We start from the raw sequence: 17,116 nt of genomic DNA, 5'->3' as shown, positions 1-17,116 counted from the left end.
GACTTCGGGCGGGCGGTCCCCCTGGGAGAACCGCCCGCCCTGTGGTCTCAGCCCGTGAACCCGGCCACGTTCTCCTTCGTGACCACCTTCACCGGCACCATCACCGACTTCGCGACCTTCTCACCCTCGGCGGCCTTCACCGCGTTCTGCACGGCGATCCTGCCGAGTTCGGACGGCTGCTGCGCCACGGACGCGTACAGCGTGCCTGCCTTGACGGCCTTGAGACCGTCGTCGGTTCCGTCGAAGCCGATGACCTGGACGGACTTTCCTGCCTTGGAACCCAGCGCCTTGATCGCGCCGAGCGCCATCTCGTCGTTCTCCGCGAAGACACCGGAGACGTCCGGGTTGGCCTGCAGCAGGTTGGTCATGACGTCCAGGCCCTTGGTGCGGTCCCAGTCGGCCGGCTGCTTGGCGACGACCTCGATGCCCGGGTAGGCCTTCAGCCCCTCGGCGAAACCGGCGCCGCGCTCCCGGCTGGCGGAGGTGCCGGCCTGGCCCTGGAGGATCACGATCCTTCCCTTGCCGCCCAGCTTCTCGGCGAGCGACTTGGCGGCGAGCTTGCCGCCGGTGGTGTTGTCGGAGGCGACGAGCGCGGCGGTGGTCGCGTTGTTGACCGCGCGGTCGACGGCCACCAGCGGGATGTCCGCCTTGTTCACGGCCTTCGCCGCCGGGGTCACCGCGTCGGAGTCCACCGGGTTGACGATGATCGTGCCGAGCCCCGAACTGGTGAAGTTCTCCAGCTGGTTGGCCTGCTGCGAGGCGTCGTTCTGCGCGTCCGTGACGGTCAGGTCCACGCCCAGCTTCTCCGCCTCGGCCTGCGCACCGGCGCGGATCGACACGAAGAACGGGTTGTTGAGCGTCGAGAGGGAGAGCCCGATCTTCTGCGACTTCCCCGCGTCCGAGGAACCGCTGTGCAGGAAGGACGTGGCTCCGACGATCGCCGCCGCGACCACGGCGGCGAGCAGGTAGGTCGCCGCCTGCCTGCCCTTGTTGCCGGTCCCGCTCGCCGTCACCGGGGTCGCCCCGGCCTTGCGGCGCACGGTGTCGAGGAGCACGGCGAGCGCGATCACGACACCGATGACGACCTGCTGCCAGAACGCCGAGACGGACAACAGGTTGAGCCCGTTGCGCAGCACCGCCAGGATCAGCGCACCGATCAGCGTGCCGGACGCCTTGCCCGTACCACCGGCCAGCGAGGCACCGCCGATGACGACCGCGGCGATCGCGTCGAGCTCGTAGCCCTGCGCGGCCTGCGGCTGCGCGGAGGAGAGCCGGGAGGCGAGCACGATGCCCGCGGCGGCGGCGAACAGACCGGAGAAGGCGTAGATCGCGAGTTTCTGCTTCTTCACCCGCAGACCGGAGAGCCGGGCCGCCTCCTCGTTGCCGCCGATCGCGTACATCGAGCGTCCGATGTACGTCCGGCCCAGCACGAACGCGGTGATGAGCCCCATGCCGACCATCACGAGCACCGGCACCGGCAGCCAGCCGCCGAGCGTGTCACCGAGGTGCGAGACCGAGTCGGGGAAGGCGATGGGGGAGCCCTGCGAGATCACCAGGGACAGACCGCGGGCCACCGACAGCATGGCGAGCGTCGCGATGAACGGCGGCAGCTTCCCGTACGAGATGAGGAAGCCGTTGACCAGGCCGCACGCTATGCCGGTCGCGACGGCGAGCAGTACCGCCAGGACGACCGGCACGCCTTCCGACGTCGCGCTCCAGGCGAGGACGGTGGCGGAGAGGGCGGCGACCGAGCCGACCGACAGGTCGATGCCCGCCGAGACGATCACGAAGGTCACACCGAAGGCGAGGATGGCGGTCACGGCCGCCTGGACGCCGACGTTGAGCAGGTTGTCCGTCGTCAGGAAGTCGCCGGACAGCGCCGACATCGCGATGACGAGGACGATCAGCGCGGTGAGCGCGCCGTTGTCGAGGAGCAGGCGGCGAAGCCCCGAGGCGCCACTCGCGCCCGTCGTGCTCTTGAGCGTGTCAGTGGCCACGGGTGGCCTCCGTTTCGGTCTTCTCGTTCGTGGGGTTGCTGACGGCGAGGGCCATCACGGCGTCCTGCGAGGCCTCGTCGGCGGAGAGTTCGCCGGCGATCCGGCCCTGGGCCATGACCAGGACCCGGTCGCTCATGCCGAGCACCTCGGGCAGGTCGCTGGAGATCATGAGGACGGCGGCACCCGCGGCCGTCAGTTCGTTGATGAGCTGGTAGATCTCGACCTTGGCGCCGACGTCGATCCCGCGCGTCGGCTCGTCGAGGATCAGCACCTTGGTGTCGGCGAGCAGCCACTTGCCGATGACGACCTTCTGCTGGTTGCCGCCGGAGAGCGTGCGCACATGCTGCTGGAGCCCGGCCATCCGGACGCCCAGCTGCTCGGCGATCCGGGCGGCGGCCGCCCGCTGGCCCTTGAGATCGACGAGCCCCGCGCGCGTGGCCGAACGCAGCGTCACCAGCCCGAGGTTCTCCTCCACGGACGCGTCCAGGACGAGCCCCTGGCCCTTGCGGTCCTCGGGGATCAGCCCGATGCCGGCCGCCATGGCGGAGTTGACGTCGTGCCCCTTCAGGGGCGCCCCGGAGACCTTCACGGTGCCCATGTCGTACGGGTCCGCGCCGAACACGGCCCGCACGACCTCGGTACGACCGGCTCCGACGAGCCCGGCGATGCCGACGACCTCACCGGCGTGCACCTCGAAGGTGACGTCGCGGAAGGCCCCGTCGCGGGTGAGCCCCTCGACGGTGAGCAGCGCGGCGCCCTTCTGCGGCTGTTCGCGCGGGTACTGCTGCTCGATCGAGCGCCCCACCATGAGGCGTACGAGCTCGTCCTCGGGGGTGGAGGCGGGGACCTGCCCGACGGACCTGCCGTCGCGGATGACGGTGACGCGGTCGCCGAGGGCGGCGATCTCCTCGAGATGGTGGGTGATGAACACGATGCCCACGCCGTCCTCGCGGAGCTTGCGCACGATGGCGAAGAGCTTCTCGACCTCCTCGGAGGTGAGCACGGCGGTCGGCTCGTCCATGATCAGCACGCGCGTGTTCAGGCTCAGCGCCTTGGCGATCTCGACCATCTGGAGGCGGGCGATGCCGAGTTCACGCACGCGTGCGCGTGGCGAGACGTTGACACCCACGCGCGCGAGGAGGACCTCGGCGTCGGCCTCCATCTTCTTCCGGTCGATCATGCCGAGGCGGCGCGGCTGGCGGCCCAGGAAGATGTTCTCGGCGACCGTGAGGTCGGGCACGAGGTTGAACTCCTGGTAGATGGTGGCGATCCCGAGGCGCTCGGAGTCCTGCGCACCATGGATGCGCACCTCCTTGCCACCGGCCAGGATCCGCCCGCCGTCCGGGGTATAGGCGCCGGAGAGCATCTTGATGAGGGTGCTCTTGCCCGCGCCGTTCTCACCGAGGAGGACGTGCACCTCGCCGCGGCGCAGATCGAAGTCGACGCCGTCCAGCGCGACCACGCCGGGGAAGGACTTCCTGATGCCCTCGATGCGCAGCAACTCGTCCTGGTTGCTCACGACTGGCTCCTGTTCTGTGCGGGGTTCTCGCCGCACGAGCGGCGTACGACGAGACGGGCGGGGAGGGTCACGGACTGCGGGGGCCGTCCCTCGATGCGGTCGACGAGTGCGCGCACGGCGGCGCGGCCCAGCTCGCCCGTGGGCTGGGCGACCGCGGTGATGGGCGGATCGGTGTGCACGAACCAGGGGATGTCGTCGAACGCGGCGAGCGCGATGTCCTGCGGAACCCGCAGCCCACGCGCGCGTACGGCGTCCAGGGCACCGAGCGCCATCAGGTTGTCGGCCGCGAACACGACCTCGGGCGGCTCGGGCAGATCGAGGAAGCCCTCGGTGACCCGCCGCCCGCTCTCGGCCTGGAAGTCGCCCTGCCCTATGTAGGCGTCGGGGAGTTCGAGGCCGTGGGCCTGGAGTGCCTCCCTGAAGGCCTCCACACGCTCGCGACCGGTGGTGGTGGCGGCAGGCCCCGCGATGATGGCGAGCCGTCGGTGCCCGAGCGCGTGCAGATGCGCGACGAGATCGCGCACGGCGTCCCGTCCGTCGGATCGGACGACGGGTACATCGAGGCCGGGGATCCACCGGTCCACGAAGACCATCGGTGTCCCCCCGCGCGCGGTGTCCAGCATCAGCGGGGAGCCGCCGTCGGTGGGGGAGACGAGGAGGCCGTCGATACGGCGGTCCAGCAGGGTCCGTACGTGGTGATCCTGCAGGTCGGGCCGTTCGTCGGCGTTGCCGATGATGACGCTGTACCCCAGTGCGCGGGCCTCTTCCTCGACGGAGCGGGCCAGCTCGGTGAAGTACGGGTTCATCACGTCGCTGATGACCAGGCCGAGGGTGCGGGTCTGGTCGGTGCGCAGCGAACGGGCGACGGCGTTCGGGCGGTAGCCCAGCGTCTCGACAGCGGCCAGCACACGGGTGCGTGCGTCCTCGCTGACCGACGGATGGTCGTTCAGGACGCGCGACACCGTGGCGACGGAGACCCCCGCCTCGGCAGCGACATCCTTGATGCTCGCCATCGCCGCTCCACCTCCTCGTGGAATCGATTACATCGACGTATGCAGAGGATTGGAATCGATTACACGCGGGTTAATCAAGACCCTGACGGCATCCCGAGATCCGATCGTGATGATCGGCGCTCAGATGTCGCGGTGGCCGAGGGGGTGTCACGCTGAAGGCACGGAGTGATCTCACCGAGGCCCTCGCGAGGGCCGGAGACGGAGCAGTCATGACGTCGGCGACACGGAACGACGTCCCCGTGGCCATGGAGGGCAACGGGGTCGAACTGCGCACGATGCCCATCGGCGGCGGCATGTCCGTCGGCTACATCCACCTCCCCCAGGGCACGGACATGGGCCCCGCCTTCAAGGGCCTGACCGACGACGCCTGCCAGTGCCCCCACTGGGGCTACCTCCTCAAGGGCAGGCTCCGGATGCGCACGGCCACGGGCTCGGAGACCTACGAGGCGGGCCAGGCGTACTACTGGGCCCCCGGCCACATCCCGGAGGCGCTGGAGGACTGCGACTTCGTGGAGTTCTCCCCGACGGAGGACCTCGAGACGGTGCTCACCCACGTGAAGTCCCAGTCGGCCTGACCACTGACTCCCGCCCCACTGTCACAGGTCCCCGGTACCGTCGGATCATGGCTCAGGGGCTCGCCGTACTCGAAGGCGTACTGGAACGGATCACGTACGCCAACGAGGAGAACGGCTACACGGTCGCCCGTGTCGACACGGGCAGGGGCGGCGGCGACCTCCTCACCGTCGTCGGCGCGCTGCTCGGCGCTCAGGTCGGTGAGTCCCTCCGGATGGAGGGGCGTTGGGGCTCGCACCCCCAGTACGGCAAGCAGTTCACCGTGGAGAACTACACGACCGTCCTGCCGGCCACCGTGCAGGGCATCCGCCGCTACCTCGGCTCGGGCCTCGTCAAGGGCATCGGGCCCGTCTTCGCCGACCGCATCACCCAGCACTTCGGCCTGGACACCCTGCAGATCATCGAGGAGGAGCCCAAGCGGCTCATCGAGGTCCCCGGGCTCGGCCCGAAGCGGACCAAGAAGATCGCCGACGCCTGGGACGAACAGAAGGCGATCAAGGAGGTGATGCTCTTCCTCCAGACCGTGGAGGTCTCCACGTCCATCGCCGTGCGGATCTACAAGAAGTACGGCGACGCCTCCATCTCCGTCGTCAAGAACCAGCCCTACCGCCTCGCCTCCGACGTCTGGGGCATCGGCTTCCTCACCGCCGACAAGATCGCCCAGTCCGTCGGCATCCCGCACGACAGCCCGGAGCGCGTCAAGGCGGGCCTGCAGTACGCCCTTTCGCAGGCCACCGACCAGGGCAACTGCTACCTCCCCGAGGAGAAGCTGATCGCCGACGCGGTCAAGCTCCTCCAGGTCGACACCGGTCTCGTCATCGAGTGCCTCGCCGAACTGGCCGAGCCTTCCGAGGAAGGCGAAGACCCCGGTGTCGTACGGGAGAAGGTGCCCGGCGAGCACGGCGAGCCGGTCACCGCGATCTACCTCGTCCCCTTCCACCGAGCCGAACTCTCCCTCTCCGCCCAGCTGTTGCGCCTCCTGCGCACGGCCGAGGACCGCATGCCGGGCTTCCACGACGTGGCCTGGGACAAGGCGCTCGGCTGGCTGAAGGACCGTACGGGCGCCGATCTCGCCCCCGAGCAGGAGGCCGCCGTCAAGCTCGCGCTCACCAAGAAGGTCGCCGTCCTCACCGGCGGCCCCGGCTGCGGCAAGTCCTTCACGGTCCGTTCGATCGTGGAGCTGGCGCGCGCCAGGAAGGCCAGGGTCGTCCTCGCCGCCCCCACGGGGCGTGCCGCAAAGCGCCTCGCCGAACTCACCGGTACCGAGGCCTCCACCGTCCACCGCCTCCTGGAGCTGAAGCCGGGCGGGGACGCGGCGTACGACAAGGACCGTCCCCTCCAGGCGGACCTGGTGGTGGTGGACGAGGCGTCGATGCTGGACCTGCTGCTCGCCAACAAGCTGGTGAAGGCGGTACCCCCGGGCGCGCACCTCCTCTTCGTCGGGGACGTCGACCAACTCCCCAGCGTCGGAGCGGGGGAGGTCCTGCGCGACCTGCTCGCCGACGGCAGCCCCATCCCCGCCGTACGTCTCACGCGCGTGTTCCGTCAGGCCCAGCAGTCCGGTGTGGTCACCAACGCCCACCGGATCAACTCCGGGCAGCACCCCGTCACCGACGGCATGAAGGACTTCTTCCTCTTCGTCGAGGACGACACGGAGGAGGCGGGCCGGCTCACGGTCGACGTCGCGGCCCGGCGAATTCCGGCCAAGTTCGGACTCGACCCGCGCCGCGACGTCCAGGTCCTCGCCCCCATGCACCGAGGCCCCGCAGGCGCCGGAAACCTCAACGGCCTGTTGCAGCAGGCCATCACGCCAGGCCGCCCCGACGTGGCGGAGAAGCGGTTCGGCGGGAGGGTCTTCCGCGTCGGCGACAAGGTCACCCAGATTCGCAACAATTACGAGAAGGGCAAGAACGGTGTCTTCAACGGCACCGTGGGCGTCGTCACCTCGCTCGACCCGGTCGACCAGCGCCTCACGGTGCTGACGGACGAGGATGAGGAGGTTCCGTACGAGTTCGATGAACTGGACGAACTGGCCCATGCGTACGCGGTGACCATTCACCGTTCCCAGGGCAGTGAATATCCCGCCGTGGTGATCCCCGTCACCACGGGAGCATGGATGATGCTTCAACGGAATCTGCTCTACACGGCGGTCACCCGGGCCAAGAAGCTGGTCGTCCTCGTCGGTTCGCGCAAGGCGATCGGTCAGGCGGTGCGCACGGTGTCGGCGGGACGGCGTTGTACGGCCCTCGACTTCCGCCTCTCACCGGGCCCCCTCCGGGAGTGAGGTGGGACGCCGGGTCACGCATCGCGAAAAATGATCGATCAAATGAGTCATGAAGGTCACAGAGCCCTTCCGGAACCGGGCGAGGAGGGGCAGGATGGGCAAGCTGGCGGCACTGAGTGCCGCCAATTAGCCCAATGGCCGACCCCGAGTGCACTCTCCTGCGCCAAATGGGGGATGGTAGAGACAGTCAGGGCAACCTCGAAGATGAGGCACAACGTCGGGTGAGGGAAGACGTGAGCGACAACTCTGTAGTACTGCGGTACGGCGACGGCGAGTACACCTACCCGGTGATCGACAGCACCGTTGGCGACAAGGGCTTCGACATCGGCAAGCTCCGCGCCCAGACCGGTCTGGTGACACTGGACAGTGGCTACGGGAACACCGCGGCCTATAAATCCGCCGTCACCTACCTCGACGGCGAGGCGGGCATCCTCCGCTACCGCGGCTACCCGATCGAGCAGCTGGCCGAGCGCTCCACCTTCCTGGAGGTCGCCTACCTGCTGATCGACGGTGAGCTGCCGACCGTCGACGAACTCTCCGTTTTCAAGAACGAAATCACGCAGCACACCCTGCTGCACGAGGACGTCAAGAACTTCTACCGGGGCTTCCCGCGCGACGCGCACCCGATGGCCATGCTGTCCTCGGTCGTCTCCGCACTGTCCACGTTCTACCAGGACAGCCACAACCCCTTCGACGAGAACCAGCGCAACCTCTCGACGATCCGCCTCCTCGCCAAGCTTCCGACGATCGCGGCGTACGCGTACAAGAAGTCGATCGGTCACCCGTTCGTCTACCCGCGCAACGACCTCGGTTACGTCGAGAACTTCCTGCGGATGACCTTCTCGGTCCCGGCGCAGGAGTACGATCTCGACCCGGTCGTCGTCTCGGCCCTGGACAAGCTCCTCATCCTGCACGCCGACCACGAGCAGAACTGTTCGACGTCGACGGTCCGCCTGGTCGGTTCCTCGCAGGCGAACATGTTCGCGTCGATCTCCGCCGGTATCTCTGCCCTGTGGGGTCCGCTGCACGGTGGCGCCAACCAGTCCGTCCTGGAGATGCTCGAGGGCATCCAGGCCTCCGGCGGCGATGTCGACTCCTTCATCCGCAAGGTGAAGAACAAGGAGGACGGCGTCCGCCTGATGGGCTTCGGCCACCGGGTGTACAAGAACTTCGACCCGCGCGCCAAGATCATCAAGGCGGCGGCTCACGACGTTCTCTCGGCGCTGGGCAAGTCCGACGAGCTGCTGGACATCGCCCTGAAGCTGGAGGAGCACGCGCTCTCCGACGACTACTTCGTCTCGCGCAGCCTCTACCCGAACGTCGACTTCTACACCGGCCTCATCTACCGCGCCATGGGCTTCCCGGCCGAGATGTTCACGGTCCTCTTCGCCCTCGGCCGCCTCCCCGGCTGGATCGCCCAGTGGCACGAAATGATCAAGGAGCCCGGCTCCCGCATCGGCCGCCCCCGCCAGATCTACACGGGCGTCGTCGAGCGCGACTTCGTCCCGGTCGAGGAGCGCTGACACCTGCCGGTGGGGGCACCGCTTCGGTGGGTGCCCCCGTCGCTGGAGGCGTGTCCGTCGGCTTGCGGTCACGCGCCGGTGGTGCCCCGCTGTGCTGAGACGTGATGTCGCAGGGCCCCGTACACCTGAGGGTGTGCGGGGTCTTCGTGTGTTCGGTGTCCGTGTATGAGCGCACATAGGAGAAGGCGCCCCAGCGCCAGTCCCCCCACGGGCCGACGACCAGGGCGCCTTCCCATGTCCCGGTGCGGATTCCCCCCACGGGATCCGGCCGGGCGTCTGAGAGACCAGCGCCTGAATTCGCTGTCCTTCGGTATTGCCAGGTACTGCCGTTGAGCAGAACGAGCAGAACTCGCCGTACTACTCCTGTGTGCGATCTGCCGGGACAGCGCACGGTCGGGAGGGCCGCTCAAAGCTTCCCGAAGTGCGTGCCCCGGCAACGCATCTCTGAGGAAGTCCCCCAAGACATCCCCAGATGCCAGGATGCGCCCCCCAAGACGCGGCCTGACATCGTCAACTTAGACCTTCGAACCCCTTCGATGGTTACCTTCACATCACTGTGATCTGCGTCTCTTGCATATGTCCGTTAGGTACGCAAGAGGGCCGATACGTCGATCGAGGCCCAAGCGTAAGGAAGATGCGCGAGCCTTGTGAAGAGCTTATGTGAGTGACGCGCCGGACTCCAGAGGGGCCCCTCAACGGAATGCGCGCAGACGCAGGCTGTTCGTCACCACGAAGACCGAGGAGAACGCCATGGCGGCACCCGCGATCATCGGGTTCAGAAGCCCCGCGGCGGCCAACGGCAGCGCCGCCACGTTGTAACCGAACGCCCACACGAGATTGCCCTTGATCGTGGCCAGCGTCCGCCGCGACAGCCTGATCGCGTCGACGGCCACCCGAAGATCCCCGCGCACCAGCGTCAGATCACTCGCCTCGATCGCCGCGTCGGTCCCCGTCCCCATGGCGAGCCCCAGATCCGCGGTGGCGAGCGCGGCCGCGTCATTGACCCCGTCCCCGACCATGGCCACGACCCGTCCCTCGGCCTGCAACCGCCGTACGACGTCGACCTTGTCCTCGGGCAGCACCTCGGCGACGACCCGCTCGATCCCGACCTGCCCGGCCACCGCCTCCGCCACCGTCCGGTTGTCCCCGGTCAGCAGCACCGGCGTCAGCCCCAGCGCCCGCAGCTCCCGCACCGCCTCGGCGCTGGTCTCCTTCACCGCGTCCGCGACGGCCACGACACCCCGTGCCACCCCGTCCCAGCCGACCACCACGGCCGTACGCCCGCCGCTCTCGGCCTCTTCCTTGATCCGGGCCAACTCCTGCGGCAGGACGTCGTGGAGACGCCCCACGGCCACGTCACGGCCCTCCACGCGCCCACGCACGCCCCGCCCGGGCACGTTCTCGAACCCCTCGACCTCCGGCAGCGGCCCGACCCGCTCCTCGGCACCGGCCGCGACCGCCCGGGCGACGGGGTGCTCGGAGGCGTGCTCCAGAGCGCCCGCGAGCCGCAACACCTGCTTCTCGTCGGTGCCCTCGACGGCGTGGACCTCCTGGAAGGTCATGCGTCCGGTGGTCACCGTGCCGGTCTTGTCGAGTACGACGGTGTCGACCCGGCGCGTGGACTCCAGCACCTCGGGCCCTTTGATGAGGATGCCCAGCTGAGCCCCTCGCCCCGTCCCGACCATCAGCGCGGTCGGCGTGGCCAGCCCCAGCGCGCACGGACAGGCGATGATCAGCACGGCGACGGCCGCGGTGAACGCGGCGACCGTGTCCCCGGTGAGGCCCAGCCAGGCCCCGAAGGTGGCGACGGCGATCAGGATGACGGCCGGTACGAACACGGCGGAGATCCGGTCGGCGAGCCGCTGCACCTCGGCCTTGCCGTTCTGCGCGTCCTCGACGAGCTTCGCCATCCGCGCGAGCTGGGTGTCGGCGCCCACGCGCGTGGCCGCCACGACGAGCCGCCCGCCGACGTTCACGGTCGCGCCCGCGACGGCGGACCCCGCCGCCACGTCCACCGGCACCGACTCCCCGGTCAGCATCGACGCGTCCACCGCGGAGGCCCCCTCGACGACGGTGCCGTCGGTGGCGACCTTCTCCCCGGGCCGTACGACGAACCGGTCCCCGACCGTCAGCCGGCCCACCGGGATCCGCACCTCGCGCCCGTCCCGCAGCACGGCCACGTCCTTGGCGCCCAGCTCCATCAGCGCCCGCAGCGCCGCTCCCGCGCGCCGCTTGGAACGGGCCTCCAGATAGCGCCCGAGCAGGATGAACACGGTGACCCCGGCGGCCACTTCGAGATAGATGGTCGAGGCGCCCTGCGCGCGGGAGACGGTGAACGCGAACTCGTCCTTCATGCCCGCCATGCCCGCGTCCCCGAAGAACAGCGCCCACAGCGACCAGCCGAACGCGGCCAGCGTGCCCAGCGAGACCAGTGTGTCCATGGTGGCCGCGGCGTGCCGGGCGTTCGTCCAGGCGGCCTTGTGGAAGGGCAGCCCGCCCCAGACGACGACGGGGGAGGCGAGGGTGAGCGCGAGCCACTGCCAATTGTCGAACTGCAGGGCCGGGACCATCGAGAGCAGGACGACGGGGACGGCGAGCACCGCGGCGGCGACGAGACGCTGCCGTAGCGACGTCAACTCCGGGTCCTCGTCCGCCGCTTCCTCCCGGGGCGGCGCCGGCTCCTCCGCCGTGTACCCGGTCTTCACCACCGTGGCGATCAGATCGGCGACCCCGACGCCCTCGGCGAAGGTGACCTTCGCCTTCTCGGTGGCGTAGTTCACCGTGGCGGTGACCCCGTCCATCCGGTTGAGCTTCTTCTCCACACGAGCCGCGCAGGAGGCACAGGTCATCCCGCCGATGAGGAGCTCGACTTCGGAGCCGGTCGGCGATATCGGGGTCTCGGTGGCGGTCATGCCGTACTCCAGGAAACGGGCCGGGCCGTGCGGGACCAGTCTCGACTGGTCGGCACGGCCCGTGGTGAGGGGGGTGGGGTCAGGCCTTGCCGACGAGCTCGAATCCTGCCTCGTCCACGGCCGCACGCACCGCCTCCTCGTCGAGCGAGGCCTCCGACACGACCGTGACCTCACCGGTCGACGCGACGGCCTTCACCGAGGTCACCCCCGCGATCTCGGAGATCTCGCCGGACACGGAGCCCTCACAGTGTCCACAGCTCATCCCGCTCACCTTGTAGACGGTGGTGACGGAACCCTGGGTGTCGGTCTGGGCGCTCATGTCGTTCTCCTCGTCGAGGGATGTGGTCCGTTACCCACACTATACCCCTAGGGGGTATTTCTCCCAAGAAGGGCCCGCCGGCGTGCGGCAGGTGTCCCCGGGCGAACAGCTCCCTGTCCGGACGAGTGCTCGCCGGCCGCGCCACCAACCACGGCGCGATGCCGTGTGTCGAGTCCCACAGGGCGTGCGGCAGCCAGAGGCCGACGAACGTGCCGATCACGGGCCCGGCGAAGGGGGGGCGTCCGTCCGGCCGGCGGCACGACAGCAGCGCACCGCCGGTCAGGGGGTCGGAGTCGTGGTGAGTCCGTCCGGCAGGCCGAGCCCGGCTCCCACGAGCGGGGCGAGATAGCGGACCAGGGCGTTCTTCAACTCCTGGACGTACGCGTCGCGTTCGGCGCCGTCGTGGGCGAGGACGAGCTCCAGGCCGGCCATGTACATCCCCAGCGCCATGTGCGCGACGCGGGTGATCGCGGCCTGGGGTGCCTCGGGCATGAACGAGCGGAGCAGGTTCTCGACGCGGGCGACGAGGGTCGTGTGCAGGGCGTCGTGCTGCTCGGCGATCCGGCCGGGGATGTCGGGGCCGTGCATCAGTGCGAAGAACACCGGGTGCCGGCAGTTGAAGTCGATGAACCGGTCGACGATGGTGCCGACCGCCTGCTCCAGCGGGGTCGTCGGGTCGACCGGCGCGAGCGCCTCGCCGTAGGTCTCCTGCATCTCGTGCACGAGCCGGCCGCCGAGCTCGATGGCGATCGCTTCCTTGTTCGGGAAGAACTGGTAGAGCGTGCCAGGTGAGACGCCCGCCTCGCGGGCGATGGCGTTGGTGCTCGCGGCCGTGTAGCCGGTCGTGCAGAAGACCGAGGCCGCGGCTTCGAGCAACTGTGCGATACGGCGTTCACCACGGGCCTGGCGGCGGCGCGGCGGGTCCTTCTCCTCGTTCGCGGGCACGCGTTATCCCCAACTCTCCGAACAGGATTGACAACACGAGCGGTCGCTCGCATTCTGGAGAAACGCGAGCGATCTCTCGTGTTTGCCAGTCTATGGCAAGGCAATGGCAGATCCATGCTGCCCGGTGAAGGGGACACCGCACGATGACCGAAGTCGACAAGCCGCCGCGCACCGGAGGCTGGACCAAACTCGTGACCGCCCGACCCCGGTTGTCGCTGTTCGCGGCCCTCGTGCTCACCGTGCTCGCCGTGCTGGCCGGCAGCGGGGTCGCCGACCGCATGGGTGCCGGCGGCTGGGAGGACCCGGACGCCGAGTCCACGTACGCGACCAAGGCGCTGGAGCGCCAGTTCCCGGACTCCCAGCCCAACCTCCTGCTCCTGGTCGACGCGGGGAGCGCCTCCGTGGACGACCCGGCGGTCGCGGCCGAGGCCGAGCGCCTGACGGAGCGGCTGGCGGGCGGGAAGGGCGTGACAGGCGTCGGCTCCTACTGGGCCACCGGCGCCCCGGCCCTGCGCGCGGAGGACGGCCACGAGGCGCTGATCGCCGCCCGCATCACGGGCGACGAGAAGGCGATGGGGGAGACCCTGGACCGCCTCGCCCCCTCGTTCCGGGGTGCGCATGGCCCGGTGGAGGTGACGATCGGCGGCCCGGTCGCCGTGCGGCACGAGATGCAGACGATCATCCAGGAGGACCTCACCCGGGCCGAGCTGATCGCCCTGCCGGTGACGCTCGTCCTGCTGGTGATGGTCTTCGGCAGCGCGGTCGCCGCCCTGCTGCCCCTCGGCATCGGCATCGTGGCGATCCTTGGCACCAACGCGGTGCTGCGCGGCCTGACCGAGTTCACCGACGTCTCGGTCTTCGCGATGAACCTCACCACGGCCCTCGGCCTGGGCCTGGCCATCGACTACGCCCTGTTCATCGTCCGCCGCTTCCGCGAGGAACTGTCCGCTGGCGCCGACCCGTTGACCGCGGTCGGCACCACCCTGCGCACGGCCGGCCGCACGGTCCTCTTCTCGGCCCTCACCGTCGCGGTCTCCCTGGCGGCGATGCTGCTCTTCCCGCAGTACTTCCTGCGCTCCTTCGCCTACGCCGGCATCGCGGTCGTCCTGCTGGCCGCGGCGGCCGCACTGATCCTGCTCCCGGCGGCGCTGGTCCTGCTGGGAGAGCGGGTCAACTCCTGGGATCTACGGCGCCTGTTCCGCCGCGAGCGGCCCGCCCGGGAAGGCACGGCCTGGGCCCGCGCGGCGACGCTCGTGATGCGCCGGGCCCCCTTCTTCGCCCTCGGCACCACCGCGGTCCTCGTCCTGCTCGGACTCCCCTTCCTGGGCGTGAAGTTCGGCACCGCCGACGACCGCCAGCTGCCCTCGACCGCCGAGTCCCATGTCGTGCAGCAGCACATCAGGGACGGCTTCCCGGGCAGCCCCGGAGGCGGCCTGGAAGTCCTGGCGGAGGGCCGGGCGAGCGAAGCCCAGTACGCCGCGTACAAGGAGCGGATCGCCGAACTCCCCGAGGTACTGAGGGTCGACGGCCCCCTGGTGAACGGCGAGGCGGCGTACTTCACGGTGCAGCCGAAGGGCGAGGCGGTCGACGACGCGGCTCAGCGCCTCGTGGGCGAACTGCGCTCCACGGACGCCCCCTTCGACACCAGCGTGACCGGTACCGCGGCCGTCCTGGTCGACTCCAAGGACGCGATCGCCGAGCAACTGCCCTGGGCGGCCGCCTTCATCGTGATCGTCACCCTGCTCCTGGTCTTCCTCCTGACCGGCAGTGTGCTGATACCGATCCAGGCGGTGGTGCTCAACGCGCTCAGCCTGACGGCCATGTTCGGCGCGGTGGTATGGGTCTTCCAGGACGGCCACCTCTCTGGCCCACTGGGCTTCACCAGCCCCGGCTCGATCGAGACGACCCTCCCGGTCCTGATGTTCTGCGTGGCCTTCGGCCTCTCCATGGACTACGGCGTGTTCCTCCTCTCCCGCATCAAGGAGGAGTACGACACGACAGGCGATCACAACGAGGCGGTCCGCCACGGCCTCCAGCGCACGGGCGGTCTGATCACGGCGGCGGCGGTGATCCTGGCGGTGGTCATGGTCGCGATCGGCACGTCACGGGTGACGAACACCAAGATGCTGGGCCTGGGCATCGCCCTGGCGGTCGTGATGGACGCGATGATCGTACGAAGCCTGCTGGTACCGGCGGTGATGAAGCTGACGGGAAGGGCGACGTGGTGGGCGCCAGGACCGTTGCGGAGGTTCCACGATCGGTTCGGATTGAGCGAGGCCGAGGAACAGCGCCCCGACAGGGGCGCGGGGAACGGCGCGACCAGCCACGATGTACCCGCAGACGAAAACGACGATGGGATGGCAGATGCGAGCGGTGGTATTCGAGCAATACGGTGACCCGGCAGAGGTACGCGAGGTCCCCGACCCCGCACCCCCCACGCACGGCGTCGTCGTACGCGTAGAAGCCACCGGCCTCTGCAGAAGCGACTGGCACGGCTGGCAGGGCCACGACCCGGACGTCACCCTCCCCCACGTACCCGGCCACGAACTCGCCGGCGTCGTGGAAGCAGTCGGCACCGCAGTCACCGCCTGGCGCCCCGGCGACAGAGTAACCGTCCCCTTCGTCTGCGCCTGCGGCACCTGCGCGACCTGCGCCGCCGGCGACCACCAGATCTGCCCGCACCAGACCCAGCCCGGCTTCACCCACTGGGGTTCGTTCGCCCAGTACGTAGCCCTGGACCACGCCGACGTGAACCTCGTGGCGATCCCCGACGACCTCTCCTACGCCACCGCCGCAGCGCTCGGCTGCCGTTTCGCCACGGCGTTCCGCGCGGTCGTGCAACAGGGAAGGGTCGCCGCGGGGGAGTGGGTCGCGGTGCACGGCTGCGGCGGGGTGGGCCTGTCGGCGGTGATGATCGCGGCGGCGTCGGGGGCGAGGGTGGTGGCGGTGGACGTGTCCCCGCAGGCGCTCGAACTGGCACGGAAGTTCGGCGCGGCGGAGTGCGTGGACGCGTCGAAGGCCGGGGACACGGGGGCGGCGATCCGCGAGCTGACCGGCGGCGGTGCCCATCTGTCGCTGGACGCCCTCGGCTCGCCCGTCACCTGCGCGGCCTCGGTCGACTCGCTGCGCCGCCGGGGCCGGCACGTCCAGGTCGGCCTGCTCCCCTCACCCACCGGCACGACCCCGGTTCCGATGGCCCGCGCGATCGCCCTGGAGCTCGAACTCCTCGGCAGCCACGGCATGGCCGCGCACACCTACCCGCCGATGCTGGAGCTGGTCCGGGCGGGCGTGCTGCGGCCCGATCTGCTGGTGACGTCCTCGATCGACCTGGACGCGACACCCGCCGCGCTGGCCGCGATGGGCACGGCACCGGGGGCGGGGGTGACGGTCATCGAGCCGTGGCGGTGAGGGCGGCCCAGTCGCGGTCGAGGATGCCCATGACGACTTCGTCGACCCATGCGCCGTGCCTGAACTCGGTCTCCCGCCGGAGCCCCTCCCGTACGAAACCGGCCTTCTCGTACACGCGCAGGGCCCGGTGGTTGTAGGCGTATGCCTCCAACTGGATCCGGTGCAGCCCGAGTTGCTCGAAGCCGTACCCGACGATGAGCCGGGTCGCCTCCGTGCCGATGCCCCGGCCGCGTCCCCGCGGGCCGATCAGCGTGCGGAAGGTGCAGCTGCGGGCCTCGGTGTCCCACTCGTAGAGCACGACCTCGCCGACGAGTTCACCGGTGGCGGGGTCGGTGACGGCGAGGTCGAGGCGGTCGGGCTGCGAGCTGCGGGAGCCGTACCAGTTCCGCAGCCGCTCCAGGGTGATTTCGTCCGGCGGGTCGCCCGTGAAGTGGGTGACCTCCGCGTCGCCGATGATCTCCCACATGCCCTCCACGTCCGCCTCCGTGAACGGACGCAGCACGGCCTTCTCGCCGGTGAGGACAGGTTTGACAGAGAAGTTGCTCATGAGGGCGACTGTGCCAGAGACGACCTTCTTCCGGCCCGCGATTTTCCTGACCGCCGGCACCACGAAAAGGGGTGCC

12 protein-coding genes are annotated in these 17,116 nt (G+C 69.6%); 5 read left to right on the top strand and 7 right to left on the bottom strand.

The annotated features are described in order from the left end of the window. Nucleotides 1-47 precede the first annotated feature (47 nt). Genes OHU89_RS19205 through OHU89_RS19195 form a run of 3 tightly spaced genes read right to left on the bottom strand, consistent with a single transcriptional unit; the run spans nt 48 to nt 4,529 of the window. Entirely contained in the window at nt 48-1,997 is a 1,950-nt protein-coding gene (locus OHU89_RS19205) for a substrate-binding domain-containing protein (protein WP_405644480.1), read from the bottom strand. After that, nucleotides 1,987-3,516, bottom strand: a complete 1,530-nt coding sequence (locus OHU89_RS19200) for a sugar ABC transporter ATP-binding protein (RefSeq protein ID WP_405644478.1) — start codon at nt 3,514-3,516, stop codon at nt 1,987-1,989. The genes OHU89_RS19205 and OHU89_RS19200 overlap by 11 nt, the downstream gene beginning before the upstream one ends. Further along, on the bottom strand, nt 3,513-4,529 hold the full coding sequence (locus tag OHU89_RS19195) for a LacI family DNA-binding transcriptional regulator (RefSeq protein ID WP_405644476.1): 1,017 nt from the start codon (nt 4,527-4,529) through the stop codon (nt 3,513-3,515). The genes OHU89_RS19200 and OHU89_RS19195 overlap by 4 nt, the downstream gene beginning before the upstream one ends. A 209-nt stretch (nt 4,530-4,738) precedes the next feature. Here OHU89_RS19195 and OHU89_RS19190 point away from each other — a divergent pair, with 209 nt between their 5' ends. From OHU89_RS19190 to OHU89_RS19180, 3 genes are all read left to right on the top strand, one after another. Beyond that, entirely contained in the window at nt 4,739-5,104 is a 366-nt protein-coding gene (locus OHU89_RS19190) for a hypothetical protein (protein WP_405644475.1), read from the top strand. 47 nt (nt 5,105-5,151) lie between these two features. After that, complete coding sequence (locus OHU89_RS19185; RefSeq protein ID WP_405644473.1) at nt 5,152-7,386, top strand: ATP-dependent RecD-like DNA helicase; 2,235 nt, start codon at nt 5,152-5,154, stop codon at nt 7,384-7,386. 233 nt (nt 7,387-7,619) lie between these two features. Continuing rightward, entirely contained in the window at nt 7,620-8,909 is a 1,290-nt protein-coding gene (locus OHU89_RS19180; RefSeq protein ID WP_405644471.1) for a citrate synthase, read from the top strand. 692 nt (nt 8,910-9,601) lie between these two features. On the opposite strand, the gene OHU89_RS19175 is transcribed toward OHU89_RS19180, so the two are convergent. The 3 genes from OHU89_RS19175 to OHU89_RS19165 form a co-directional block, all read right to left on the bottom strand. After that, on the bottom strand, nt 9,602-11,821 hold the full coding sequence (locus tag OHU89_RS19175; RefSeq protein ID WP_405644469.1) for a heavy metal translocating P-type ATPase: 2,220 nt from the start codon (nt 11,819-11,821) through the stop codon (nt 9,602-9,604). Nucleotides 11,822-11,900: 79 nt separating this feature from the next. Then, a complete protein-coding gene (locus OHU89_RS19170; protein ID WP_266892149.1) occupies nt 11,901-12,140 on the bottom strand; it encodes a heavy-metal-associated domain-containing protein in 240 nt (79 codons plus the stop codon). Between the two features lie 279 nt (nt 12,141-12,419). Next, nucleotides 12,420-13,085, bottom strand: coding sequence for a TetR/AcrR family transcriptional regulator (locus OHU89_RS19165; RefSeq protein WP_405644467.1), 666 nt, complete (start codon nt 13,083-13,085; stop codon nt 12,420-12,422). Nucleotides 13,086-13,228: 143 nt separating this feature from the next. On the opposite strand from OHU89_RS19165, the gene OHU89_RS19160 reads away from it, so the two are divergent. Next, nucleotides 13,229-15,481: an MMPL family transporter gene (locus OHU89_RS19160; protein WP_405644466.1), complete on the top strand. Its 2,253-nt coding sequence runs from the start codon at nt 13,229-13,231 to the stop codon at nt 15,479-15,481. Continuing rightward, complete coding sequence (locus OHU89_RS19155; RefSeq protein ID WP_405644464.1) at nt 15,450-16,493, top strand: zinc-dependent alcohol dehydrogenase family protein; 1,044 nt, start codon at nt 15,450-15,452, stop codon at nt 16,491-16,493. The genes OHU89_RS19160 and OHU89_RS19155 overlap by 32 nt, the downstream gene beginning before the upstream one ends. Here the strand turns inward: OHU89_RS19155 and OHU89_RS19150 are convergent. Beyond that, the gene (locus OHU89_RS19150) at nt 16,474-17,040 is read right to left on the bottom strand and encodes a GNAT family N-acetyltransferase (RefSeq protein WP_405644462.1); all 567 of its coding nucleotides are present in this window, start codon (nt 17,038-17,040) and stop codon (nt 16,474-16,476) included. The two genes, OHU89_RS19155 and OHU89_RS19150, sit on opposite strands and share 20 nt — an antisense overlap. Between the last annotated feature and the right edge of the window lie 76 nt (nt 17,041-17,116).

It is taken from the genome of Streptomyces sp. NBC_00019 (genome assembly GCF_045041015.1).
GTDB lineage: Bacteria > Actinomycetota > Actinomycetes > Streptomycetales > Streptomycetaceae > Streptomyces.
The sequence above is the reverse complement of the archived record's forward strand: the minus strand, read 5'-3'. Positions and strand labels throughout refer to the sequence as shown.